The 24,931-nt window shown below is 60.5% G+C and carries 21 protein-coding genes and 1 pseudogene; 14 read left to right on the forward strand and 8 right to left on the reverse strand.

Features of this window, described 5'->3' with window-relative positions:
• The first annotated feature begins 10 nt into the window (after nucleotides 1-10).
• The 6 genes from ACZ5SR_RS10825 (at nucleotide 11) to ACZ5SR_RS10850 (ending at nucleotide 5,314) form a co-directional block, all read left to right on the forward strand.
• Nucleotides 11-460, forward strand: coding sequence for a flagellar export protein FliJ (locus tag ACZ5SR_RS10825; RefSeq protein WP_422169749.1), 450 nt, complete (start codon nucleotides 11-13; stop codon nucleotides 458-460).
• Between the two features lie 155 nt (nucleotides 461-615).
• Nucleotides 616-1,800, forward strand: a complete 1,185-nt coding sequence (locus ACZ5SR_RS10830) for an ABC transporter substrate-binding protein (RefSeq protein ID WP_464448686.1) — start codon at nucleotides 616-618, stop codon at nucleotides 1,798-1,800.
• Nucleotides 1,801-1,939: 139 nt separating this feature from the next.
• Nucleotides 1,940-2,803, forward strand: coding sequence for a branched-chain amino acid ABC transporter permease (locus ACZ5SR_RS10835; protein ID WP_464448687.1), 864 nt, complete (start codon nucleotides 1,940-1,942; stop codon nucleotides 2,801-2,803).
• A 16-nt stretch (nucleotides 2,804-2,819) separates the two neighbouring features.
• Nucleotides 2,820-3,827: a branched-chain amino acid ABC transporter permease gene (locus tag ACZ5SR_RS10840; protein WP_464448688.1), complete on the forward strand. Its 1,008-nt coding sequence runs from the start codon at nucleotides 2,820-2,822 to the stop codon at nucleotides 3,825-3,827.
• Nucleotides 3,820-4,599: an ABC transporter ATP-binding protein gene (locus tag ACZ5SR_RS10845; protein WP_464448689.1), complete on the forward strand. Its 780-nt coding sequence runs from the start codon at nucleotides 3,820-3,822 to the stop codon at nucleotides 4,597-4,599. Before ACZ5SR_RS10840 ends, ACZ5SR_RS10845 begins: the two co-directional genes overlap by 8 nt.
• A 1-nt stretch (nucleotide 4,600) precedes the next feature.
• The gene (locus ACZ5SR_RS10850; RefSeq protein WP_464448690.1) at nucleotides 4,601-5,314 is read left to right on the forward strand and encodes an ABC transporter ATP-binding protein; all 714 of its coding nucleotides are present in this window, start codon (nucleotides 4,601-4,603) and stop codon (nucleotides 5,312-5,314) included.
• A 5-nt stretch (nucleotides 5,315-5,319) separates the two neighbouring features.
• On the opposite strand, the gene ACZ5SR_RS10855 is transcribed toward ACZ5SR_RS10850, so the two are convergent.
• Nucleotides 5,320-6,090 carry an IclR family transcriptional regulator domain-containing protein gene (locus tag ACZ5SR_RS10855; protein WP_464448691.1) on the reverse strand — a complete coding sequence of 257 codons (771 nt, stop codon included), beginning with the start codon at nucleotides 6,088-6,090 and terminating at the stop codon, nucleotides 5,320-5,322.
• Nucleotides 6,091-6,271: 181 nt separating this feature from the next.
• Here ACZ5SR_RS10855 and pobA point away from each other — a divergent pair, with 181 nt between their 5' ends.
• The 3 genes from pobA to ACZ5SR_RS10870 all read left to right on the forward strand — a co-directional run bounded on the left by pobA (nucleotide 6,272) and on the right by ACZ5SR_RS10870 (nucleotide 9,152).
• Nucleotides 6,272-7,465 carry a 4-hydroxybenzoate 3-monooxygenase gene (pobA, locus tag ACZ5SR_RS10860; RefSeq protein ID WP_464448692.1) on the forward strand — a complete coding sequence of 398 codons (1,194 nt, stop codon included), beginning with the start codon at nucleotides 6,272-6,274 and terminating at the stop codon, nucleotides 7,463-7,465.
• A gap of 34 nt (nucleotides 7,466-7,499) precedes the next feature.
• Nucleotides 7,500-8,369 (forward strand): CoA transferase, encoded by an 870-nt coding sequence (locus ACZ5SR_RS10865; protein ID WP_464448693.1) that lies wholly within the window; start codon nucleotides 7,500-7,502, stop codon nucleotides 8,367-8,369.
• Nucleotides 8,370-8,600: 231 nt separating this feature from the next.
• Nucleotides 8,601-9,152 carry a hypothetical protein gene (locus tag ACZ5SR_RS10870; protein WP_464448694.1) on the forward strand — a complete coding sequence of 184 codons (552 nt, stop codon included), beginning with the start codon at nucleotides 8,601-8,603 and terminating at the stop codon, nucleotides 9,150-9,152.
• 78 nt (nucleotides 9,153-9,230) lie between these two features.
• On the opposite strand, the gene ACZ5SR_RS10875 is transcribed toward ACZ5SR_RS10870, so the two are convergent.
• Nucleotides 9,231-11,441: an OsmC domain/YcaO domain-containing protein gene (locus ACZ5SR_RS10875; protein ID WP_464448695.1), complete on the reverse strand. Its 2,211-nt coding sequence runs from the start codon at nucleotides 11,439-11,441 to the stop codon at nucleotides 9,231-9,233.
• 377 nt (nucleotides 11,442-11,818) lie between these two features.
• Entirely contained in the window at nucleotides 11,819-12,211 is a 393-nt protein-coding gene (locus tag ACZ5SR_RS10880; RefSeq protein WP_464448696.1) for a tautomerase family protein, read from the reverse strand.
• Nucleotides 12,212-12,326: 115 nt separating this feature from the next.
• Between ACZ5SR_RS10880 and ACZ5SR_RS10885 the strand changes: the two genes are divergently transcribed.
• Nucleotides 12,327-13,262, forward strand: coding sequence for a substrate binding domain-containing protein (locus ACZ5SR_RS10885; RefSeq protein WP_464448697.1), 936 nt, complete (start codon nucleotides 12,327-12,329; stop codon nucleotides 13,260-13,262).
• Here ACZ5SR_RS10885 and ACZ5SR_RS10890 read toward each other — a convergent pair.
• Both ACZ5SR_RS10890 and hrpA read right to left on the reverse strand, forming a co-directional pair.
• Nucleotides 13,228-13,437: pseudogene (locus ACZ5SR_RS10890) on the reverse strand (DUF3418 domain-containing protein); the annotation flags it as partial. The gene ACZ5SR_RS10885 and the pseudogene ACZ5SR_RS10890 sit on opposite strands and share 35 nt — an antisense overlap.
• 450 nt (nucleotides 13,438-13,887) lie before the next feature.
• Nucleotides 13,888-17,769: an ATP-dependent RNA helicase HrpA gene (gene hrpA, locus ACZ5SR_RS10895; RefSeq protein WP_464448698.1), complete on the reverse strand. Its 3,882-nt coding sequence runs from the start codon at nucleotides 17,767-17,769 to the stop codon at nucleotides 13,888-13,890.
• A gap of 91 nt (nucleotides 17,770-17,860) precedes the next feature.
• Here hrpA and argA point away from each other — a divergent pair, with 91 nt between their 5' ends.
• Nucleotides 17,861-19,207: an amino-acid N-acetyltransferase gene (gene argA, locus ACZ5SR_RS10900; protein ID WP_464448699.1), complete on the forward strand. Its 1,347-nt coding sequence runs from the start codon at nucleotides 17,861-17,863 to the stop codon at nucleotides 19,205-19,207.
• On the opposite strand, the gene ACZ5SR_RS10905 is transcribed toward argA, so the two are convergent.
• Together ACZ5SR_RS10905 and ACZ5SR_RS10910 are read right to left on the reverse strand one after the other, a co-directional pair.
• A complete protein-coding gene (locus ACZ5SR_RS10905) occupies nucleotides 19,194-19,706 on the reverse strand; it encodes a disulfide bond formation protein B (RefSeq protein ID WP_464448700.1) in 513 nt (170 codons plus the stop codon). The genes argA and ACZ5SR_RS10905 overlap by 14 nt on opposite strands.
• A gap of 84 nt (nucleotides 19,707-19,790) precedes the next feature.
• Nucleotides 19,791-20,567 carry a ferredoxin--NADP reductase gene (locus ACZ5SR_RS10910; protein WP_464448701.1) on the reverse strand — a complete coding sequence of 259 codons (777 nt, stop codon included), beginning with the start codon at nucleotides 20,565-20,567 and terminating at the stop codon, nucleotides 19,791-19,793.
• Between the two features lie 199 nt (nucleotides 20,568-20,766).
• Here ACZ5SR_RS10910 and ACZ5SR_RS10915 point away from each other — a divergent pair, with 199 nt between their 5' ends.
• The 3 genes from ACZ5SR_RS10915 (at nucleotide 20,767) to ACZ5SR_RS10925 (ending at nucleotide 23,916) form a co-directional block, all read left to right on the forward strand.
• The gene (locus ACZ5SR_RS10915; protein ID WP_062405287.1) at nucleotides 20,767-21,042 is read left to right on the forward strand and encodes an oxidative damage protection protein; all 276 of its coding nucleotides are present in this window, start codon (nucleotides 20,767-20,769) and stop codon (nucleotides 21,040-21,042) included.
• A 36-nt stretch (nucleotides 21,043-21,078) separates the two neighbouring features.
• Complete coding sequence (gene mnmC1, locus ACZ5SR_RS10920) at nucleotides 21,079-22,230, forward strand: FAD-dependent 5-carboxymethylaminomethyl-2-thiouridine(34) oxidoreductase MnmC1 (protein WP_464448702.1); 1,152 nt, start codon at nucleotides 21,079-21,081, stop codon at nucleotides 22,228-22,230.
• Nucleotides 22,231-22,320: 90 nt separating this feature from the next.
• Complete coding sequence (locus tag ACZ5SR_RS10925) at nucleotides 22,321-23,916, forward strand: FMN-binding glutamate synthase family protein (protein ID WP_464448703.1); 1,596 nt, start codon at nucleotides 22,321-22,323, stop codon at nucleotides 23,914-23,916.
• Here ACZ5SR_RS10925 and ACZ5SR_RS10930 read toward each other — a convergent pair whose 3' ends face one another.
• A complete protein-coding gene (locus tag ACZ5SR_RS10930; RefSeq protein WP_464448704.1) occupies nucleotides 23,917-24,897 on the reverse strand; it encodes an HD-GYP domain-containing protein in 981 nt (326 codons plus the stop codon). It lies immediately after the preceding gene.
• Nucleotides 24,898-24,931 lie beyond the last annotated feature (34 nt).

Consider the following 24,931-nt stretch of genomic DNA (forward strand, 5'->3'; position numbering starts at 1 on the left):
GGAGCATCCTGTGCGTCAAGCCCGAAATTGCTGGCCCGCCCTGGTCAAAAAAGCCAGTGACGACGTCACCCAAATCCAAACCGAGCTGGCGGCGGCAGTCGCTCGCGTCGACCAGCTCCAGGCCAGCCACCAACGCCTGTGCCGCCTGTATGACGAATACCGGATCAAGGAGCAACAGACTCAAACCGAAGTCATGGGCATGCAAGCGAGCATGAACCAGCGCCAGTTCATGGCCCAACTGCTGAACCTGCAGCACCGTGTGGTGCTCGACATCAGCAAAGCCGAGGCCCTGGTGACCAGCTTGCGCAAAAAACGCCTGCTGGCCGAGATGGAACTTCAAAAAATGCGGGCACTGGAAGAGCAAGACCTGCAGGCCGTGCGACGCGACCAGGAAAAACACGAGCAACGTCAAATGGACGAACTGGGCGTCAGGCAATTCAACTTGCGCATGCAAGGCTGAACGGCTAGCCGCCCCCAACGAAACTCACGCAGCTGCTGAACGGCGGTTGGGGCTCAGGACTTTCCCCTAGGAAATGCCCTGTCGGGGTGCCACATAATGGTTTGATCGGTTGACCGCACAGTGCAGCCAGCCGGTTTGCATCATTGGAGACACACATGACATCCCGACGTTCCGTTTTGACCCAAGGCGCAGCCCTGTTGGGCGCCACCTCTTCCGGCCTTTTGATCCCCCAAAGCGCACTCGCCCAGTCCGGCAAGATCCGCGTCGGTTTCATGTTGCCCTACACCGGCACATTTGCCCAGCTGGGCGTGGCCATTGAAAACGGCGTGCGCATGGCCATCAACGAGCAAGGCGGCAAGCTCGGTGGCCGCGAGATCGAATGGTTCAAGGTGGACGACGAGTCCGAGCCTTCCAAAGCGATTGAAAACGCCAACAAACTGGTGCAACGCGACAAGGTTGATGTGCTGATCGGCACCGTGCACTCGGGCGTGCAAATGGGCATCCACCGCGTGGCCCGTGAGAGCGGCGTGATCAGCCTGATTCCCAACGCGGGTGTGCACGTCGCCACCCGCGCTCAGTGCGCCCCCAACGTGTTCCGCACCAGCTTTTCCAACAGCCAGCCCACCATGGCGCTGGGTGAAGCCATGGTCAAGCGCGGCCACAAAAAGGCGGTGTGGATCACCTGGAAATACGCCGCAGGCGACGAAGCCTTTGAGGGCTTCAAAGAGAGCTATACCAAAGCGGGCGGCACCATCGTCAAGGAGCTGGGTCTGCCCTTCCCCAACGTCGAGTTCCAGGCGCTGCTGACCGAAATCGCCGCACTCAAGCCCGACGCCGTGGCCTGCTTCTTTGCCGGTGGCGGCGCGGCCAAGTTCCTCAAGGACTATGCCGCTGCGGGCCTCAAAGGCAAGATTCCCTTGTACGGCTCTGGCTTCCTGACCGAAGGCGTGCTGGACGCCGCAGGTCCGGCGGCCGACGGCGTTTTGACAGCCCTGCACTACGGCGACGGCATCGAAACCAAGCGCAACAAGGAATTCCGCCTGAACTACGCCAAGACCTTCAAGATGCAGCCCGACGTGTACGCCGTGCAAGGCTACGACACAGGCTTGCTGCTGGTGCAAGGGGCCAACGCGGTCAAGGGCGATGTGAGCCAGAAGGCCACCATGATCAAAGCCATGGAGGCCGCCGTGATCGACAGCCCGCGTGGCAAGTGGACCATGAGCAAGTCACACAACCCGGTGCAAGACATTTACCTGCGTGAAGTGTCTAACAAAGAGAACAAGGTCATCGGCATCGCTGCCAAGGCGTTGGCCGACTCTGGCGCAGGTTGCCGCATGTAAACTGCAGGCAACGGGCGCTGGGGCTTGCCCCAACACCTGTGCTTGCCAGCCGTGCCACGGCGGATTTCGGTCCGCCGTTTTCAATGGTGCGCATCCTCCAGGCTTCGGCCACCCTCCTCCATTCAAAGTGTGATCCCCGATGGACTTTGTGAATTTCTTGATCCAGCTGCTCAACAGCGTCCAGTACGGGCTGCTGCTGTTCATGCTGGCCGCTGGCCTGACGCTGATCTTCGGCATCATGGGTGTGGTCAACCTGGCACATGGCAGCTTTTACATGCTGGGTGCTTACCTGGCCTGGTCCTTGGCCGCGCAGCTGGGCAGCTTTGCGCTGGCCATCGTGGTGGGCACGGCTTTGTCGGTGGCTTTTGGCTTATTGATTGAACGCTTGCTGTTTCGCCACTTCTACCACCGCGACCACTTGGACCAGGTGCTGCTCACGTTTGGCCTGATTTACGTGTTTGAAGAACTGCGCTCCATGATCTGGGGTGACGATGTGCACGGCCTGCCCGTGCCCGAGCTGCTGGCCGCGTCCATTCCCCTGACCGAGAACCTGTCTTACCCGGTCTACAGATTGTTCATGTCGGGCGTGTGCCTGGTGTTGGCGCTGGGCTTGTATTTGCTGATCTCCAAAACCCGATTGGGCATGAAGATCCGTGCAGGGGCTTTCAACCGCGAGATGACCGAATCGCTGGGTGTGAACATCAAACTCATCCACTCGGTGGTGTTCGCTTTGGGCATTGGCCTGGCCTCGATCGCCGGCATGATCGCGGCACCCGTGTCGAGCGTCTACCCCAATATGGGCTCACAGGTCTTGATCATGTGCTTTGTGGTGGTGGTGATTGGTGGCATCGGCTCGGTGCGCGGTGCTTTGATCGCCGCCTTGCTGGTGGGCTTGGTCGATACCTTTGGCAAGGTGCTGCTGCCCCAAGCCTCGGGCATGCTGGTGTATGTGCTGATGGCCTTGGTGCTGCTGTACAAACCCGAAGGCCTGTTCAAGCAATGACGAAGAGAACAAGAACATGAGCGCGCCCCAAATTCACCTCGAAACCCTGCCGCGCAGCATCCAACTGGTGATGGTGCTGGGTTTTGTGGCCCTCGCCGCCTTCCCTTTTGTTGGGTCTGACTTTTACACGGCCATGGTCGTGCGCATGATGATCCTGGCCATCTTGGCCATGAGCCTGGATTTGCTGCAAGGCGTCACGGGCCTCGTGTCGCTTGGCCACGCTGCTTACTTTGGTCTGGCCGGTTATGTGCTGGCCTTCATCACACCGCAAAACGAGCCAATCAGTTTGTACACCAGCTTGCCGCTCGCCGTGGGTGGGTCCGCGCTGGCGGCGCTGGTCATTGGCTTTTTGGTGGTGCGCACCCACGGCATCTACTTCATCATGGTGACCATGGCCTTTGCGCAGATGATTTTTTACATCTTCTTTGACAACAAGGCACTGGGTGGCTCGGACGGCTTGTTCCTGAACTTCCGCCCTGATGCTGGCGTCATCGACCTGGAAAACAAGCGGGTGTTTTATTACTTCACACTGGGCTGTTTGCTGGCGGTGTATGTGTTCTTGCGTCGCCTGCTCTGGAGCCCCTTTGGCCGGGCGCTGTCGGGCATCCGCGTGAACGAGCACCGCATGCGGGCCCTGGGTTTCAACACTTTCAGCCACAAACTGGCGGCCTTCACGCTGGCCGGGGCGCTGGCCGGTTTGGCGGGTTATTTGTTCGCGGCACAAACCGGTTTTGTGAATCCCGAACTCATGGGCTTTCACCTCAGTGCGCACGCCATCATGATGGTGATTTTGGGCGGCATGGGCAATTTTGCGGGGGCCATTGTGGGCGCTTTCAGCTTTGAGTATTTGCTGCACGTCTTCAAGGACTTGCCCGATGTGGGCGGCTTCAAAACCGGCAAACACTGGCAAATGTGGATGGGCCTGTTCATCGTGGCCTTGATCATCTTTGCACCCAAAGGCATTTTGGGGTTGATCACCCGCTTCTTGGGTAAAAAGCCGACGCAGGAGGCGGGCCATGACTGAGCGCCAAATCTTGATGTCCGCCCGTGGCTTGACCAAGCGCTTTGGCGGCTTGGCGGCTGTGAATGAGGTCTCACTGGATTTGTGGCTTGGCCACATTCACGCCGTCATCGGTCCCAACGGTGCGGGCAAGTCCACACTGACCAACCTGCTCTCGGGTGACCTTCCGCCCACCAGCGGCAGCATCACTTTGGGCGAGCACCCCATCACCGGCTGGACCCCCGAAAAAATCTCGCGCCACGGCTTGGGCCGCAGCTATCAAAAGACCAACATTTTCAGCACCTTCACGGTGTGGGACAACGTGCGCCTGGCCGCGCAATCGCGTGTGCAGCCCTCGCCCTTCAACCCGCTGGGTTGGGTGCGGACTGCCGCCCGCATGCAGGCCGTGAACCAAAGGGCTGAACGCGCGATTGAACTCGCTGGCCTTCAAGACCGCCGCCAAGCACAAGCCGGGGCCACCAGTCACGGCGAGCAACGACAGCTCGAAATTGCCATGACCTTGGCCACCGAGCCCCGCGTGCTGCTGCTCGACGAACCCTTGGCGGGCATGGGCCAGGCCGAGGCCGAGCGCATGGTGCAGTTGTTGCTGCGCCTCAAAAATGAGCACGCGATTTTGCTGGTGGAGCACGACATGGACGCCGTGTTCACCCTGGCGGACCACCTCACGGTGATGGTCAACGGCCAGGTGATTGCGAGCGACACGCCTGCAGCCGTGCGGGCCGATGCGGGGGTGCAGGCCGCCTACTTGGGCGAAGAAGTGGGCGAGGAACATTGAGATGAGCGAACTGTTGATCCAGGCCCAAGACCTGAACACCTATTACGGCGCGAGCCACATCCTGCGCGGCGTGAACTTTTCTGTCGGCCGGGGCGAGACGATTGGCCTCATGGGGCGCAACGGCATGGGCAAAAGCACCCTGCTCAAAACCCTCATGGGCATCGTGCCGCCACGCACAGGAACGGTCGAAATCAAGGGCCAGCGCATGAACGGCCGCCCCACCTTCGAAGTGGCGCAGCTGGGCATTGCCTACGTGCCTGAGGGCCGGGGCATCTTTGGGAACCTGAGCGTGGTGGAAAACCTGCAAATGGCGGCACGGTCTGGAACTCAAGGCCAACGGGAGTGGACTTACGAGCGCGTGCTGGAAACTTTCCCGCGCCTGAAAGAGCGCTTGGGCCACGGCGGCCAGCAACTTTCGGGCGGCGAGCAACAAATGCTGACCATCGGCCGGGCGCTCATGACCAATCCCGACGTGCTCATCCTCGACGAAGCCACCGAAGGCCTGGCCCCGCTGATCGCGCGCGAGATCTGGCGCATTTGCAGCCTGATCAAACAAAGCGGCATCAGCTCGATCATCGTCGACAAGAACTGGAAACACGTCACCCAGATCACCGACCGCAACATCATCTTGGTCAAAGGTCAGGTGGTGTTTGAAGGCTCGTCGCAAATCTTGCTGGCCGACCCCAGCGTGCTGGAGCAGCACCTCGGCGTTTGAGCCTCTCACAACAAGGGGCGTAACTCCCGCGCAGCTTCGAGCAACAGCGGCAGCCAATGGCGCTGGACTGCCACATCTGTCAACTGCTCTGAAGTGCCCACCACATTCAGCGCCGCCAGCGTCTGCCCCTGCATGTTGCGCAGCGGCACGGCCAGCGCGTGGATGCCCAGCTCGTGGCCGTCGCGTGCCAAGCAGTGGTCAGTTTGGCGGACCTGCTCAATCAGGGCCTTGAACTTTGGGCCAGCCACTTCAGTCTGAGGCGTGATGCGCGCCAACTCGCGACCCTTGAGCCAAGCAGTGAAATCGGCTTTGGGCAAGCTGGCCAACAACACCCGCCCGGTGGACGTGGCGTGCGCGGGCAAACGTGCCCCAAGATGCAGACCATAGGCCAGGTGCCGGACCGGCTCGGCCACACCTGCACTGCGGGCGACGATCACACACTCATCGCCATCCAACACCACCGCACTGAAAGCCGCCTGCGTTTGGGCAGCCAAGCGGTTGAGCGTGGGTTGCAGGGTGCGCGGCAAGCGCGAAGTGGCCATGTAACTGCCCGCCAAGCGCAACACCCGCGCCGACAACCAGTAGTGGCTACCATCGGTTTCCAGATAGCCCAGCTCGGCCAAGGTGAGCAAATGCCGCCGCGCTGCCGCCCGCGTGATGCCTGTGCGCTGCGCGCACAGTGTGGCGTTCAGGCGCTGGCGCTCGGTGTCAAACGCCTCCAGCACGGCCAGACCCTTGGCCAGGCCCTCGATGTAATCTGCTTTGGCGATCGTCATGTTCAACTTGATGAAGTAGGAGCGATCCCCTGTGGGAGGTCGCCCCTGCGGCCGAATGGTATTGCGCGATCATCGCACAAATCATCTCACAATCGCACAAACTCCAACACCATTTCCCACATGGACAAGGCCCGCACTCTATGCTCGACGGCATTACTTTGACAGCGTCCAGGAGACCCGCATGAGCACCACCCGCACCCAAGTCGCCATCGTCGGCGCAGGCCCTTCGGGCTTGTTGCTGGGCCAACTGCTGTTCAAGGCGGGCATCGACGCCGTCATCGTTGAACGCCAAAGCCCCGACTACGTGCTCTCGCGCATCCGTGCTGGTGTCTTGGAGCAAGTGACCATGGACCTGCTGGACGAAGCAGGCGTGGGCCAGCGCATGCACAAAGAGGGTTTGGTGCACACGGGCTTTGACCTTTTGTTCAAGGGCGCACGCCACCGCATCGACATGGACCACCTCACGGGCGGTAAAAAAGTCATCGTCTACGGCCAAACCGAAGTGACCCGCGACCTCATGGACACGCGCAAAGCCGAGGGCTTGCCCACGGTGTACGAGGCCGAGAACGTGCAAGTACACGAGTTCGACAGCCAAAAGCCCCGCGTGACTTACGAAAAAAATGGCCAGCTGCACACCATCGAATGCGACTTCATCGCCGGGTGTGACGGTTTTCACGGCGTGTGCCGCGCCAGTGCGCCCAAAAGCGCGATCAAGGAATACGAGAAGGTCTATCCGTTTGGCTGGTTGGGCGTGCTGTCTGACACACCACCCGTGCACCACGAACTGATTTACGCCAACAGCACACGCGGCTTTGCCCTGTGCTCGCAGCGCAGCGCCACGCGCAGCCGCTACTACTTGCAAGTGCCCACCACGGACAAAGTCGAGCAATGGTCTGACGACGCCTTTTGGGCCGAGTTGCGCAATCGCCTCGACCCCGAAGCCCGCGAGCACCTGGTGACTGGCCCCAGCATCGAAAAAAGCATCGCGCCGCTGCGCAGCTTTGTCACCGAGCCCATGCGCTTTGGCCGCATGTTCCTGGCGGGCGACGCCGCGCACATCGTGCCGCCCACGGGCGCCAAGGGCTTGAACTTGGCCGCCACCGATGTGAAGTATTTGTCCACCGCATTCATCGAGTTTTATGCCGACAAAACCGATGCGGGCATTGACGCGTATTCCGAGCGCTGCTTGCGCCGCGTTTGGCGTGCAGAGCGTTTCAGCTGGTGGTTCACCAGCTTGATGCACCACTTCCCGGAAAACGGCGACATCGGCCAAAAATTCCAAGATGCAGAGCTGGATTACCTGATCCACAGCGAAGCCGGTTCACGCACCATGGCCGAAAACTACGTGGGTTTGCCGCTGAATTTTGGGGAGTAAGCCCTCTTTGGGGGCTTCTACAATACGGGGCACTATGAGCACCACCAAACCCCTGCGCGGTACGCGCGTCTTGAGTCTTGCCCTCAACCTGCCCGGCCCTGCCGCACTGATGCGGCTGGCCCAAATGGGCGCAACTTGCACCAAAGTCAACCCACCTGCGGGTGACCCAATGCAGCACTACACGCCCAGCGGCTACGACCTGATGCACAAAGGGGTCAAGCACCTGACGCTCGACCTCAAAACACCAGCGGGCCAAGCCGCACTGCACAAAGTCTTGCCCAAAACCGATGTGCTGCTGACCTCGTTTCGTCCATCGGCCCTGACCAAGCTCGGACTGGGCTGGAAGACACTGCATAAGCAATACCCAGCGCTTAGCCTGATCGAGGTGGTGGGTGCTCCCGGCCCCTTGGCAGAGATCCCTGGCCACGATTTGACTTACCAAGCCGAAGTCGGTTTGGTCAACGGGATGGACTTGCCGCCCAGTTTGTTTGCAGACATGGGGGGCGCACTGATGGCGAGCGAAGCCGCGCTCAAAGCCCTGATCAGCCTCAAGTCCACCGGCAAAGGCAGTCGCCATGAGGTGGCCCTGTCCGATGCCGCAGCCTGGCTGGCCCTTCCCCGGCAACTTCGCATGACCACGCCAGAAGGAGCTGTGGGCGGTGCGCACGCGGGCTACCGCATCTATGCCTGCAAGAACGGTCGGGTCGCCGTGGCAGCACTGGAGCCACACTTTGCCATCAGCCTGTGTGAGGCCGCTGGCATCCAGCTCGAGCACCCGGTGAAAGACCTGTTCAAACCTGCCACCCGCAAAGCCATTGAGACCTTCCTCGCTGGCCAAACGCGGGTCCAGCTCGACAAGTTGGCCGTGGCCAAAGACATCCCGCTGATGACGCTGCCGCGCTGATCACCTGCCTCAGCGCGTGTTCTGAGGACTTCGCAGGCACGATGGCCTGCGCAGCAGGCTCTGACCTTCACTGTGCGGGGGAAAGCGCACAGTGCTCTCAGCTGGGCGGCGGTGATGGTTCTGGGCGCTGGTGAGTGCGGTGAATGAATTCGCTGAGTTCGCTGACGCACTGAGCACAAGGGGTCAGGCGTGTGCTAATGGGTTTTCTTCATCACCTCAAGTTAACCCATCATGCAAAAATTCAAAGTTTTCACCGCCACGATCTTGTTCGTCAGCCTGCTGCCCATCTCAGCCTCCTATGCCCAGACCATCAGCAAAGGCGACTACAAGACCAGCAAAACACGACTCAGCGCCGACTACAAGTCAGACAAAGCCGCTTGCAATTCGCAAGCTGGCAACGCGAAAGACATCTGCATCGAAGAAGCCAAGGCCAAGGAAAAAATTGCACGGGCGGAGCTGGAGTACAGCTATACCGGCAAGGCCGCCGATCGCACCAATGTGCTGGTTGCCAAGGCCAAGGCCACTTACGAAGTTGCCAAGGAGCGCTGTGACGACCTGGCGGGTAACGCCAAAGACGTGTGTCGCCAAGAAGGCAAAGCGGTCGAGAAAAAAGCCTTGGCCAATGCCAAGATGACCAAGGAAATCGGCGACGCCAAAAAGGGGGCTGCCACCGAAAAAGTCGATGCCGACTACAAAGTGGCCATCGAAAAATGTGACGCGCTTGCAGGCGATGCCAAAGCAAGCTGTATTTCGACGGCCAAAGCCAAATTTGGCAAGAACTGACGATCTCAAGCTTGGAGCAACACGGTGTCGAGCCGTGTCGCGCTGTAGCACGCCTCAGAGCGGTCCGCGTAGCGGGGCCTAAGCCAAGGTTTGCTTTGCTGCCACCCTTGCCCGCGCCGCGTGCAGTTTTTTGTAGCTGTCCAACAAGCGCTGGTGCCGGTCCAGGGTTTCGAGCTGCAAGCTGGTGGGCGTGAGGCCATGAAAGCGCACGCTGCCGTCGACTGAGCCGATGGCCGCGTTCATGCGCTCATCGCCAAACATGCGCCGGAAGTTCAGCGCGTAGTTTTCCAAGGCCAAGTCCTCGTCCAGCGTCACCTCCAGCACCACGTTCAAGGCTTGGTAAAACAAGCGGCGCTCCACCGTGTTGTCGTTGTACTGCAAGAAAGCACCCACCAGCTCGTGGGCCTCTTCCAGCTGCTGCAAAGCCAGGTGAATCAAGAGCTTGAGCTCCATCACCGTCAGCTGGCCCCACACCGTGTTGTCGTCAAACTCGATGCCGATCAGGGTGGCGATGTCGAGGTAATCGTCCAGCTCGTTGTTCTCCAAGCGGTCCAACAAGGCCTCCAAAGCCTGGTCGTCCAGGCGGTGCAGGTTGAGCACATCGGCGCGGAACAAGAGCGCTTTGTTGGTGTTGTCCCAAATCAAGTCATCGACCGGGTACACCTCGGAATAGCCCGGCACCAAGATGCGGCAGGCTGTGGCACCCAATTGGTCGTGCACCGCCACATAAGCTTCTTTGCCCATGGCCTGCAAGATGCCAAACAGTGTGGCGGCCTCTTGGGCGGTGGCGTTTTCGCCCTCCCCGGCAAAGTCCCACGCCACAAATTCGTAATCCGATTGCGCGCTGAAAAACCGCCACGACACCACGCCGCTGGAGTCGATGAAGTGCTCCACAAAGTTGTTTGGCTCGGTCACCGCGTTGCTGATGAACGTGGGCGCGGGCAGGTCGTTCAGGCCCTCAAAACTGCGGCCCTGCAGCAGCTCGGTCAGGCTGCGCTCCAGCGCCACCTCCATACGCGGGTGTGCGCCAAAGGACGCGAACACACCGCCCGTGCGCGGGTTCATCAATGTCACGCACATCACCGGGTACACCCCGCCCAGCGACGCGTCTTTGACCAGCACCGGAAAGCCTTGCGCTTCCAAAGCCTCGATGCCCGCCACGATGCCGGGGTACTTCGCGAGCACCGCCTGCGGCACGTCGGGCAAGGCCATTTCGCCTTCCAGAATCTCACGCTTGACGGCCCGCTCAAAAATCTCCGACAGGCATTGCACCTGAGCTTCCACCAGCGTGTTGCCCGCGCTCATGCCGTTGCTCACAAACAAGTTTTCCACCAGGTTGGAGGGGAAGTACACCACCTCACCGTCGGACTGGCGCACATAGGGCAGCGCACAAATGCCGCGCGAGGGGTTGCCCGAGTTGGTGTCGAACAAGTGCGAGGCCTTGAGCTCGCCATCGGGGTTGTAGATGGGCAAACAATGCGCGTCCAACAAGCCTTTGGGCAGCGCGTCGCGCTTGCCCGGCTGGAACCAGCGCTCCTTCGGGTCGTGCACAAACTCTGCCTGCGCGATGTCTTCGCCAAAAAACACGCCCGCGTAAAAGTGGTTGTTGTTCAGCCGCTCGATGTATTCACCCAGCGCCGAGGCCAAGGCGCTCTCTTTAGTGGAGCCCTTGCCGTTGGTGAAACACATGGGCGAATGCGCGTCGCGGATGTGCAACGACCACACATTGGGCACCAGGTTGCGCCACGACGCGATCTCGATCTTGATGCCCAAGTCGGCCAAGACCCGCGTCATGTTGGCGATGGTCTGCTCCAGCGGCAAGTCCTTGCCCGCGATAAAGGTCTGCGCTTGCGCGTCGGGGCTGAGTGAGAGCAAGGCCTGCGCGTCGGCGTCCAGGTTGTCCACCGCCTCAACGATGAAGGTCGGGCCCGCTTGGATCGCCTTTTTGACCGTGCAGCGGTCGATGGACCGCAGGATGCCCTGGCGGTCTTTGTCGGACATGTCGGCCGGCAACTCCACCTGAATCTTGATGGTCTGCAAATAGCGGTTGTCGGGGTCCACGATGTTGTTTTGCGACAGGCGGATGTGCTCGGTGGAGATACCGCGCGTCTCGCAATACAGCTTCACAAAATACGCCGCGCACAAAGCCGAAGAGGCCAAAAAATAATCAAACGGCCCAGGTGCCGAGCCGTCGCCTTTGTAGCGGATGGGCTGATCGGCCAGCACAGTGAAGTCGTCAAACTTGGCCTCCAGGCGCAGTTTGTCGAGAAAGTTGACTTTGATTTCCATGCTGTGGTTCCAGGCAATTGAGGCGTCCGAGCGGTTGACCATCGGTCGATCAGCGGTTGGGAAAGTGAACGAAGGCGCGTAGTTTGCCTGAACGGACGAGCCCAGCGGTTCGCGGCGGATTTCATGATGACCCATCCCTCTAAAATTTGATCCCGATCGACTCATCAGCGCCTGAAAAGCCAACACCGTGAGGTTTAGCAACTTCAACATGGCCGACTACCTCAAGACCCAAGAGGACGTGGCCAACTACCTGACGCTGGTCTAGAAGAAAACAACCCCGCCGAGCTGACCCACGCGCTGGGCACCATCGCCCGCGCACGCGGCATGACCGAAGTGGTACGTGGCGCAGCCGATGCAGGCTTGAGCTGTTCACACGTTCATATATGCTGCGCCCGATATTCCTGCGTCAAACCGCCATACCCATAAGCCCCGGCCCGCACATCATGAACATGGATGTAGCTTTCGTGGTGCAAGTTCGGTATCAGGACTGATAAACCGTCAAACACCGCCCGGATGTAGGCCGCTTTTTCGGCCCGCGTGTTGGTCTCGTCGGTGATCTTGATTTCGACATAAGCGCTGGATCGGCCTTGCTCGGCCAAGGTGCGCCCGCCCACCACCCAATGCTCAGGCTCGACATAGCGCACGGCAATCGACGTCAACTCCGGCTTTTTGTGAAGTAAGCGGGTCGTCAAATCTGACAACAGCGTTGCGACTTCGCGGGTGGTCTGAGCATTGGCAGGACCGCTGAGCAAGACGTTCAAAATAGGCATGATTTTTCCTCCTGTGAATGAAGGTTGCAACTTTAAGAGCTCAAGCAAACCTCGGAAATGACATAAAAAGCAAATCGGTTAATCGGTATTTGCAAAACAAACCTAAAATGAGCCCATGCCTTTTCACTTGGACGACCTCGCACTTTTTTGCCTCATCGCGGCGCTGGGTTCACTGTCGGCGGCAGCGCGTGAGCGCGACATCCCGGTCAGCCAGGTCACGCGCTCGCTCAACCGGCTTGAAACAGCTTGCGGCGCACGCCTTATGCACCGCACCACCCACGGCCTGAGCCTGACCGACGAAGGCGACACCCTGCTCGCACACGGGAAAGACATGCTCCAGACCGCCGATGTGCTCGGGTCGGAACTACAAGTGCGCAAAGGTCAGCCCAGTGGCTGGGTGCGCGTGGGCGTCAGCGCCTCGGTGGCCGAAGCCATCATTGCCCCCAGTCTGCCCGGCCTGTACGCCCTCTACCCCCTGCTGCACATCGACATCGTGGTGGACGACCGACTGGCCGACATGGCGCGCGACGGCATCGACATCGCCGTCCGCACAGGCGATGTGCACAGCGACACCGTGGTCGCCCGCCCACTGGGCACGGCCAGCCGCACCCTGTATGCCAGCCCGGCCTATCTGGTGCAGCACGGCACGCCACAAACACCCGACGAACTGGCTGCCCACCACCTGATTGGCAACAGCAAAGCCCCGAGCATGAACCAATGGCAAAGGCAAGACAGTCCAACGCCTTGGGCAGTGAAAGGCCAAAGTCTCACCGACAACTCGGCCGTCATGCTCACACTGGTGCGCCACGGCGTGGGCATTGCCCGCCTGTTCGACATCGTGGCCAGCCCTTGGGTGCATACGGGCGAGCTGGTGCCCCTGCTGCGTCATAGCTTTGATGTGAACGACATCCCTGTCTATGCCGTGATGCTGCCCGAGCGGCATCGGCTGCCCAAAATCAGGGCTTGTGTGGACTATTGGGCGGGATATCTGAGTGACACCAAGCCAAACGCCAGTATCAATAATTCAATTGGGACTTCACCCGTCGCTTGATGCTGACCGGTTGCGGGGTACGCAATTCTTGTGCAAATAAGCTGATACACAGTTCTTCCAATAACCAGCGGAGCTCCAGCATGCAGGTGTCTTGATTGCCTTTGCGTTTTGCCACCAAGCGCAAGTCGCATTGTTCTTGGGGTTTTGGCTCCGACATTCGCTGGGCGACGCGGGCGGTGAGGGCGGTGAGGGCGCATCTATCAGATCAAACAATCTTTGATGCACTCGCCAACAGGCGCAAATCTTTCACCCCTTCTTACATTTGAATTTGCGCCACTATCAGGTCATAAGCAGATTGCAGGTTGCGCCAATATGCGGCATTTGACCCAAGGCACGGCGAAGGCGCAGAGCCAACTTGGCTGTAACCGGGCGATCACCTTTGAGTAAGTGCGATAGAAGCAGGGGCAGATACCCCAATGGCTTCGGCAAATGCAGCTTGGGTCGCGGCAAGTTCTTCCAGCGTCTCACGCAAGAACTCACCCGCGCGGATAGTAGGCAGACGATCCACAGGATTTTTGGCTGTCATCTTTATCACTGCTCAGTGGTGGTTCACAATTTCAACGTCATACCCATGCTGTTTATAAACAACACTCCTCGTCGAAGAACCAAGCAAAGACTGCCGCACTCAATGATTCAAATGCCCCCAAGCCTTCTCCAGCCGCTTGATGCTGACCGGCTGCGGGGTGCGCAACTCTTGCGCGAAGAAACTCACGCGCAATTCTTCCAGTAGCCAGCGGAACTCCAGCATGCGGGCGTCTTGCGCGCCTTTGCGTTCGGCCACCAGACGCCAGTAGCGTTGTTCTTGGGGTTTGAGTTCGGCCAAGCGCTGGGCGTCGCGGGCGGGGTCGGCGCGGTATTTTTCCAGGCGCAAGGTGATGGCCTTGAGGTAGCGGGCGCAGTGCTGCAACTGCGGCCACGGGGTGGCGGCCATGAAGTTTTTGGGCATCAGGCGTTGCAGTTGCGCTGTGCAGTCTGCCGTCGCGTCGGGGGCGTTTTTGGTGTCCTTGATCTTGCGGGTGGCTGCGCCAAACTCCAGCAAGATGGTGCCCGCCAGCCGGGCCACTTCGTTGGCAATCAGCGTCAGGCGTCCCCGGCCTTCTTCGATGCGGCGCTTGAAAGTGATGTCGTCATTAGGCAGCGGGTCGAGCAAAAAGGCGCGGTCCAGCGCCACGTCAATGATCTGGGTTTTCAGCTCGTCCGCCGTGCCCAGCGGCATGTAGGCCACGGCCATTTTTTGCAGGTCGGGGATGTTTTTCTCAAGGTACTTGAGCGCGTCTTTGATTTGCAGCGCAAACAGGCGGCGCAGGCCCGCGCGGTTTTTGGCGGCGGCCACGTCGGGCTCGTCAAACACCTCGATGGTCACCGCGTCTTGCACGTCCACCAGCGCGGGGAAGCCGATCAAGGTCTGGCCGCCCTTGCTGATTTCCATCAGTTCGGGCAACTCGCCGAAGGTCCATGCGGTGTAGCGCTGCGGGGCCAATGGCTTGGGCGCTGCTTTGGCTGGGGCTGCGCTGGCGCGGTTGGCGCTTGCTGCATTGCCAGGCTCTTTAGACGAAGCATTGTTTGCAGGGTTAGCCACCGGCGCCGCCGCAGGCGCATTGACTTTGAGCTGCGCCAGCGCCTGAAACGCGCCACGGGCCTTGGCACCCAGCTCGCCTTTGAGCGCGCCCAGGTTGCGGCCCATGCCCAGTTGGCGGCCATGTTCGTCGACCACACACAGGTTCATGAACAGGTGCGGGCTGAGCATTTCGTGTTTGAAGTCGGTGCGTTTGATGTCCAAGCTGGTTTCGTCGCGGGCTTTTTTGAGCAACACATCCGTCAACGACCCGGCACCAAACAGCTCGGGCGCCGACAGCTCAGCGGCCAAGCGCGTGGCCGATTCGGGCAGCGGCACAAATCGGCTACGCGGGCGCTGCGGCAGGCTTTTGAGCAGGGCCTGGATCTTGTCTTTGAGCAAACCGGGCACCAGCCATTCGCAGCGGTCTTCGCTGACTTGGTTCAGCACAAACAAAGGCACCGTCACCGTGACGCCATCGCGGGCATCGCCCGGCTCGTGCAGATACGTGGCCTGGCAGTCGGTGCCGCCCAAGCGAATGTGTTTGGGGAAGGCCTGCGTGGTGATGCCTGCCGCTTCGTGGCGCATCAGCTCTTCGCGGGTCAGCATCAACAGACGCGGTTGCTTGACGCTTTCGGTCCGGTACCAGTTTTCCAGCAGGCGGCCGCTGCACACGTCGGCGGGCAATTGCTGGTCATAAAAAGCGTAGATCAGTTCGTCGTCCACCAACACGTCTTGGCGGCGCGACTTGTGTTCCAGCTCTTCGACCTTGGCGATCATCTTGTGGTTGGCGGCCAAGAAAGGCAGCTTGGTCTCCCACTGGTCACCCACCAGGGCTTCGCGGATGAAAATCTCGCGCGCGCCGTGCAGGTCCACCCGGCTGTAGGGCGTGCGGCGGCCGCTGTAGACCACCAAGCCATAGAGCGTGGCCCGCTCCAGCGCCACCACTTCGGCGGATTTCTTTTCCCAATGCGGATCGAGCAGTTGTTTTTTGAGCAAGTGCGCGCCGACTTGCTCGAGCCACTGCGGCTCAATGGCCGCAATGCCCCGGCCAAAGAGGCGCGTGGTTTCCACCAGCTCGGCCACCACGATCCAGCGGCCCGGCTTTTTGCTCAGGTGCGCGCCGGGGTGTTTGTGGAACTTGATGCCGCGTGCGCCCAAATAGGCTTCTTCGTCTTCGAGCTTGTAGCCCACGTTGCCCAGCAGACCCGCCAACATGGACAGGTGCAGCTGCTCGTAGCTCGCAGGCTGCGTGTTGATGCGCCACTTGTGCTCAGCCACCACCGTGAGCAGCTGGGTGTGCGTGTCGCGCCACTCGCGCACGCGCCGGATGTTGATGAAGTTCTGGCGCAGCAGTTGCTCGTATTGGCGGTTGCTCAGCTTGTGGTCGGTGCCGTGCCCGCCTCGGGCGTCGTGAATCCATTTCCACAGTTTCAGGTAGCCGGTGAATTCGCTTTTGTCGTCGTCGAACTTGGCGTGTTGCTGGTCGGCTTGGGCTTGCGCGTCCATGGGACGGTCGCGCACGTCTTGCACGCTCATGGCGCTGGCGATCACCAGCACTTCGTCCAGTGCTTCGCGGCCACGGGCTTCCAAAATCATGCGGCCCACACGCGGGTCCAGCGGCAGGCGGGCCAGCTCTTTGCCAATCGGCGTCAGCTCGTTGTCGTCATCCACCGCGCCCAGCTCGGCCAGCAGTTGGTAGCCGTCGGTAATCGCCCGTTTGGATGGCGCTTCGATGAACGGGAAGTCTTCCACCACACCCAGGTGCAACGACTTCATGCGCAAGATCACGCCCGCCAAAGACGAACGCAAGATTTCAGGGTCGGTGAACCGCGGGCGGCCCGCAAAGTCTTTGTCGTCGTAAAGCCTGATGCAGATGCCGTTGGCCACGCGGCCGCAGCGGCCCGCACGCTGGTTGGCCGCAGCTTGGCTGATGGGCTCGACCATCAGCTGCTCGACTTTGCTGCGCAGGCTGTAGCGCTTAACCCGCGCCGTGCCCGCGTCGATCACGTACCGAATGCCAGGCACCGTCAACGACGTTTCGGCCACGTTGGTGGCCAGCACGATGCGGCGGCCGTTGGACGCTTCAAAAATCCGGTCCTGCTCGGCCTGCGACAGACGGGCAAACAGGGGCAGCACCTCGGCGTTGCGGGTCAGCGGCTGGTGGGCCAGGTGTTTGCGCAGGTGGTCGGCAGCTTCGCGGATCTCGCGCTCGCCGGGCAAAAAGATCAGGATATCGCCCCCTGCCCCGCCTTGCCAGAGTTCGTCTACGCCGTCGGCCATGGCCTCGTTCAGGCCGTAGTCACGCGTCTCCTCAAATGGCCTGTAGCGTTGCTCCACCGGGAAGGTGCGGCCCGAAACCATGATCACCGGCGCAGGGCCGTTGCGCGAGGCAAAGTGCTTGGCAAATCGGTCGGCGTCGATGGTGGCCGAGGTGACAACGATCTTGAGGTCTGGCCTGCGCGGCAAAATTTGGCGCAGGTAGCCCAGCAAGAAGTCGATGTTCAGACTGCGTTCGTGCGCCTCGTCGATGATGATGGTGTCGTAGGCCTGCAGCAGCGGGTCGGTCTGGGTTTCGGCCAACAAGATGCCGTCGGTCATGAGTTTGACGGAGGCGTTTTTGCTCAAACGGTCTTGAAACCGCACCTTGAAACCCACCACCTCGCCCAGCGGCGTTTTGAGTTCCTCGGCAATGCGCTTGGCCACCGAGCTGGCCGCAATGCGCCGGGGCTGGGTGTGGCCAATCATGCGGGCGCGCTCGCCCGGTTTGGCGTTGAGCTTGCCACGCCCCAGCATCAGCGCGATTTTCGGCAGCTGCGTGGTTTTGCCCGAACCGGTCTCGCCGCAGACGATGATGACCTGGTGCTGGTCCATGGCGGCCATGATTTCGTCACGGCGGGCCGAGACGGGCAGGCCTTCGGGGAAATCGATTTGGAGGGGGGTGTCGGACAAGGCGGAAACTTCTGTGAAAATCAAGGCAAGAACAGCGGGGGATTATCCCAGTCCCGCGCACCCTGCCACTTTCGCCGCCGATTGACCGCCCATGTCCACAGTTTTCAATTTCACCTTCGTGCCCTGGTTCCGGTCGGTGGCGCCTTACATCCACATGCATCGGGGCAAGACCTTTGTGGTGGGCATCGCGGGCGAGGCGATTGCGGCGGGCAAGCTGCAAAACCTGGCGCAAGACCTGGCGCTGATCCAGAGCATGGGCGTGAAGATCGTGCTGGTGCACGGCTTTAGACCGCAGGTGAACGAACAACTGGCCGCCAAAGGCCACACCCCCAAGTATTCACAGGGCATCCGCATCACCGACAGCGTGGCCTTGGACTGCGCCCAAGAGGCTGCGGGCCAACTGCGCTACGAGATCGAAGCCGCCTTCAGCCAGGGGCTGCCCAACACACCGATGGCGGGCTCTACCGTGCGGGTGATTTCGGGCAACTTCATCACCGCACGGCCTGTGGGCATTGTGGACGGCGTGGATTTCATCCACTCCGGTCTGGTGCGCAAGGTGGACGTGGACGGCATCATGCGCACGCTGGACATGGGCGCGATGGTGCTGCTCTCGCCCTTTGGTTTCTCGCCCACGGGCGAGGCCTTCAACCTGGCCATGGAAGAAGTGGCCACCAGCGTGGCCGCCGAGTTGCAGGCCGACAAATTGATTTTTGTGACCGAAGTGCCGGGCATCCGCATCGAGCCACACGCCCCGGCGAGTGAAGACAACCCGATTGACACCGAACTGCCGCTGGCCGCTGCCAAGCAACTGCTGGCCTCGCTGCCCACGCCGACCGAGCCGACCGACATTGGCTTTTATTTGCAGCACTGCGTCAAAGCCTGCGAAGAAGGTGTGGAACGCTCGCACATCCTGCCCTTTGCGGTGGACGGCGCTTTGTTGCTGGAGGTGTATGTGCACGACGGCATCGGCACCATGGTCATCGATGAAAAACTCGAAGAACTGCGCGAAGCCACCTCGGACGATGTGGGTGGCATCTTGCAGTTGATCGAGCCTTTCGAGAAAGACGGCACCTTGGTCAAGCGCGACCGCACCGAGATCGAGCGCGACATTGACCACTACACCATCATCGACCACGACGGTGTGATTTTTGCCTGCGCGGCGCTCTACCCCTACCCCGAAGCCAAGACGGCTGAAATGGCAGCGCTGACTGTATCGCCCCAGTCACAAGGCCAAGGCGACGGCGAAAAAGTGCTCAAACGCATCGAGCAACGCGCCCGTGCCATGGGTCTCAAAAGCATCTTCGTGCTGACCACCCGCACCATGCACTGGTTCATCAAGCGCGGCTTTGTTCAACAGGACCCCGACTGGCTGCCCGAGGCACGCAAACGCAAATACAACTGGGACCGCAAGAGCCAGGTGTTGGTCAAAAAGCTGTGATGGAGCGGCTGCGCAGCGCCTTGTAGGCGACCCACAAACCCGCCAGGGTAAAAAACACGAATGCCAAGAACGACCAATTGGCAATGGAGCCGCCTAAAAAGGTCCAGTCGATCTTGGTGCAATCGCCGCTACCCTTGAAGATCATGGGGATGGCGCGGTTGATGGGGAAGTTCTCGACCATGCCGTAGAAGTCACGGCCACAGGTGACGATTTCGGGCGGGTACCACTGCAGCCAGCTTTGGCGAGCCGCCGTGAACGCGCCGAAACCCGCCATCAGCGCCAGCAACAGGGCCGATACGGCCAAGCCCCAGCCACGCAAACGCCAACCCAGCGCCCCGAACACCAACACGCCAATCAGCGCATAGCGCTGCACGATGCACATGGGACAAGGGTTCAAGCCCACCACATGCTGCAAAAAAAGGCCAAAAGCCAGCATGCCTATGCCCGACAAGGCGATCAAGGCCAAGAGGCGATGGGGGGTGATGGAAGTCAGGTTCATGCTCGGTTCTTAAAAGCCAACGGGCGCATTTTGCGCCAGTGTTCAACAATCATTGGTGGGGCTCATCACAAAGCCCCTGCCGAATCAGGACTCGGCAAATGCACGCTCAATGACAAAGGCCCCAGGGGTGCTGGTGTTGCCTTCAACCAGTCCACGCTCCTCACAGATGCGTTTGAGGTCTTTGAGCATGCCCGGAGAGCCACAGATCATGATGCGGTCATTTTCCGGGTCCAGCGTGGGCAAACCAAGATCAGCAAACAGTTTGCCGTTTTCAATCAAATCGGTAAGGCGACCCTGGTTTTTGTAGGGCTCGCGGGTCACAGTGGGGTAGTACAGCAACTGTTTACTCACCATCTCGCCCAAAAACTCGTTGGCCGGCAACTCTTGGGTGATGTAGTCGTGATAGGCCAGCTCGTTCACCTGACGCACGCCGTGCACAAGAATCACTTTTTCAAAGCGCTCGTAGGTTTCAGGGTCGCGGATGATGCTCATGAACGGGGCCAAGCCCGTGCCGGTGGCCATGAGGTACAGGTGTTTGCCGGGCAACAAATAGTCGCACAACAAGGTGCCTGTGGGTTTGCGGCCCACCACGATGGTGTCGCCCACCTGAATGTGCTGCAGCTTGGAGGTCAACGGGCCGTCGGGCACCTTGATGCTCAAGAACTCGAGGTGCTCTTCGTAGTTGGCGCTGGCAATGGAATAGGCGCGCAACAAAGGTTTGCCGTTGTCGCCGCGCAGGCCAATCATGGTGAAATGGCCGTTGGAAAAGCGCAAAGCCTGGTCACGGGTGGTTGTGAAGCTGAACAGGCGGTCGGTCCAGTGGTGGACGCTCAAAACACGTTCTTCTAGAAATGCACTCATTTGGTATTGCTGTGTGTGGGGAGACAAGAGACCCAAAGCCCTGGGGGGATGCTGAAAGCTTGCTACAGTTACGGCCTGTCAGGCCACTCGAAATCGGGTCAACCCGCATTGTCGTGTGAACCGCTCACAACTGGAAATACGGAAATTTTATATCCGTATAACCAGCGCTTCTTAAGATACATCAAGGCAAGACACCACCATGGCACGCACCGTTCAATGCATCAAACTCGGCAAAGAAGCTGAGGGTCTGGATTTTCCGCCCTACCCCGGAGAACTGGGCAAGCGCATCTGGGAGGGTGTGAGCAAGCAAGCTTGGGCCGACTGGCTCAAGCACCAAACCATGCTGGTCAATGAAAACCGCCTGAACTTGGCCGATTTGCGCGCACGCCAGTACCTGGCCCGCCAGATGGAAAACCATTTCTTTGGCGACGGCGCAGACGCGGCCCAGGGCTACGTGCCGCCTGCAGCGGGCTGATGCCCCATTGCGCTTGCCCCCCTGCTTTTTGATCCCTTGAGCTCGCCACCCTTCACCCGCCAAGCGCTGGTGATCGGTGCGGGCTTGTCAGGTTCGGCCGTGGCGCACAGCCTGGCCGTTCGGGGCTGGTCGGTCACGGTGCTCGACCAGGCTCCTGGCGTTGGGGCTGGAGCGTCTGGCCTGCCCGCAGGTTTGGCCGCACCCCACGTTTCACCCGACGACAACGTGCTCTCGCGCATCACGCGTGCAGGGGTGCAGGCCACGCTGCAACGCGCCCAGATGCTGATGCAAAGCGGCACCGATTGGGCCCTCACGGGTGTTCTGGAACACAACTTGGCGGGCAAACGACGCCTGCCCGCGGACACCACCGATCACCACAGTGCCCCGGCCAGCGCGGCGCAAATTGCCGCTGCAGGCCTGCCGCCCGACTCGCCCGCCCTCTGGCACGCACAGGCAGGCTGGATTCGGCCCCGGCAGCTGGTGGCCGCACAGCTCCAAACCCCGGGCGTGCAGGTGCGCTGGGGCCAACAGGTGCAGGGCATCGAGCGGCGCGGCGATGAATGGGCCGTGACCGATGCCCAAGGCCAAACGCTGGGTCAAGCCCCCTGGCTGGTGGTGGCCAGCGCCTTTGACAGCTTGGCTTTGCTGCAGCCTCTGCCCGGCTTTGCCGTGCCACTGAACCCTTTGCGCGGGCAGGTCAGTTTTGGGCACATGGCTGACCTGAACCAGGACCAGCGCCAGTTGCTGCCGCCGTTTCCGGTCAACGGCCACGGCAGTTTCATCAGCGGCGTGCCCTCGCCCGACGGGCCGCCAAGCTGGTTCATTGGCTCCACCTTTGAGCGCAACTGCCAGCAAGCCCCCGTGCGCGAAGAAGACCATGCGGCCAACCAAGAGCGCCTGGCCACGCTGCTGCCCGCTTTAGGCCAGGCCATGGCCGGGCAATTCGGGCCGGATCAAGTGCGTGGGTGGGCGGGTTTGCGCTGCACCTTGCCCAACCGCTTGCCGGCGGTTGGGCCTATCGATCGGCAAGGTTTGCCGGGCCTTTGTTTGAGTACCGGCATGGGTGCGCGCGGCATCAGCCTGTCCGTTTTGTGCGGAGAATTGACCGCCGCGTGGCTGAACGACGAGCCACTGCCATTGCCTGCTGCCTTGGCCAAGCACCTCGCGGCCGATCGCTTTGCCGGGTGATAAATTTAGAAAAAATATCAAAGTCAACTAGGATGTGAGCCATTCTTGCGCGTGTTGGCCTTTGTCGCCGTTTCTTTTGGAGAGCAGCCCATGGCCCGTCAATCCTTCTCGCGTTACCTGCCTTGGCTGGTCACGGCCCCGGCCGCTCTCATCACTTGGCCATTCTCGGCTTGGGCAAGTGCCGGCTTTGCGGCCCTGTTTGTGCTGGGCTGGTTGGACTTCATGCAAACCAAACAAGCGGTACGGCGCAACTACCCCCTGACGGGTCGGTTGCGTTATGGCTTGGAATACATCCGGCCAGAAATTCGCCAATACTTTTTGGAAGATGACGAGGAAAAACTCCCTTTTTCTCGCAACCAGCGGGCCTTGGTCTATGCGCGCTCCAAGGTCGAAAACGACAAACGAGGGTTTGGCAGCATCAAGGACATGTACAGCACTGGCACCGAATGGATCGCCCACTCTTTGCAGCCCGTGCAGCCCGACCCGACGACTTTCAGGGTGCAGGTGGGTGCAGGCCAATGCGCGCAACCCTACAGCCTGTCGCTGCTCAATGTCTCGGGCATGAGTTTTGGGGCCCTGTCGCCCAATGCCATCAAGGCGCTCAACCGGGGCGCGGCTTTGGGCGGCTTTGCCCACGACACGGGCGAAGGCAGCATTTCGACACACCACCGCGAACACGGCGGCGACCTGATCTGGCAGATTGCCTCCGGTTACTTTGGTTGCCGAACCCCCGATGGGCACTTTGACGCCGAAAGATTTGCGCTGCAAGCCCAGTCGCCGCAGGTCAAGATGATAGAGGTCAAACTTTCCCAAGGGGCCAAGCCTGGCCACGGGGGCGTGCTGCCGAAAGCGAAAGTGAGCCCAGAGATCGCCGAAGCCCGGGGTGTGCCCATGGGCCAGGATTGCGTCTCGCCTGCCCGGCATTCGGCCTTCTCGAACCCCATCGAACTGTTGGACTTTGTCACCCGACTGCGGCAGTTGTCGGGGGGCAAGCCAGTCGGCATCAAACTGTGTGTGGGTCAAGCAGCGGAATGGTTTTCCATTGTCAAAGCCATGTTGGCCACAGGCCAAACACCCGACTTCGTGGTGGTCGACGGTGCAGAAGGCGGCACGGGCGCTGCCCCCATCGAATTTGCCGACCATGTGGGCATGCCCCTGCGCGACGGGCTGCGCTTGGTGCACAACAGCTTGGTGGGCGCAGGCTTGCGCGAGCGCATCAAGATTGGCGCTTCGGGCAAGGTGATTTCGGCTTTTGACATCGCACGGTGCCTGGCCTTGGGGGCCGACTGGTGCAATTCAGGACGCGGCTTCATGTTTGCGCTGGGCTGCATCCAATCGCGCAGTTGCCACACCGACCACTGTCCCACAGGCGTGGCCACACAGGACCCGGTACGCCAACGCGCCATCGTGGTCACTGACAAGGCCGAGCGGGTGTATTACTTCCATGCCAACACGCTGCACGCATTGGCCGATTTGGTGGGTGCAGCAGGCCTGAACCAACCCGGCGACATCAAGCCGCACCATCTGATGGTGCGCAATGGTGACGGTCAGGCCCGCACATTGGCCTCCAACATCGACACCCTGGTGTCCGGCCAGCTTTTGAGCCCTACAGCCACCAGCCCACTGCCCAGCCCCTTTGCAGAATTCTGGCGTGACAGCGAGGCCAGTCATTGGGGCGTGTCCTGATCAAACCCCTGGAAAGCGATAGGCCTCTTGAACGAACAAACCCACGCAGACCTGGACCAAATCGGCATCAAACAAGACGCCCGATGACACCAGCAAGACCTGTAAAGCTTGGTCCATGGTTTGTGCGCTTTGATAAGGGCGATCGCGTGTCATGGCGTCCAGCATGTCAGCCATGCCAATGATCTGGGCGCCCCGTAAGACATCCGCGCCTTTGAGGCCCAAGGGGTAACCACTGCCGTCGATGCGTTCATGGTGCTGCGCAATGTAGGCTTTGACCGGCCCTGCGAACTCGATGTGTTTGAGCATGTCCAGCGCTGTCATCACATGCTTCTGGATTTGCTTGACCTCACCCTGAGACAAGAGCTCGGTTTTGCCCAAAATTCGGGACGGCACCGTGACCATACCCAGGTCATGAATCAAGGCGGCCAAGATCACCGCCTCCACCTCTTCGGCGCTGTACTGAAGCCTTCGGGCCAAGGTACCGGCCAAATCGGCCACGCGCCTTTGGTGACCGATCGAGTCTGGATCGTGCACCTCCAGCACAGTGATCAGCGACTGAACCACGCCCATGAGGGCTGTTTCGGCCACAGACGAGGACAACGCCATGGCTTGGGCCAAACTGCTGCGCACCAAGGTGCACAACACCAGCCGTCTGTCAGACAGATTGACAGGCCGGGCGCTGATGACCATCGACAAGCTGTCCCGGTCCTCGTTCAAAGCCGTCACGGCCATGGGCGGCATGGCCAAAGGCAGACTGGTCAATGAAACCAGTGTGCGCACCACTTCCGGTTGCTGCCAGCCCCCCTTATCCCAAAAAACAGCTCCCTGCAAAGACGCTTTAGACCGCCCTAACCAATCGGGCCAAGCCGGGTTCAGGCCTTCAATGCGACCACTGATCGGATCCACCAAAACCAGACCCGCATCGGCTTGGGCCAACATGAGTTGGTCTGGATCGTGGAACTTGTCTTCCTTCATGGGCATGACCTGAACTGGATGGGGGGAAGACTCACAGCAT

Source organism: Limnohabitans sp. TEGF002 (genome assembly GCF_055395845.1).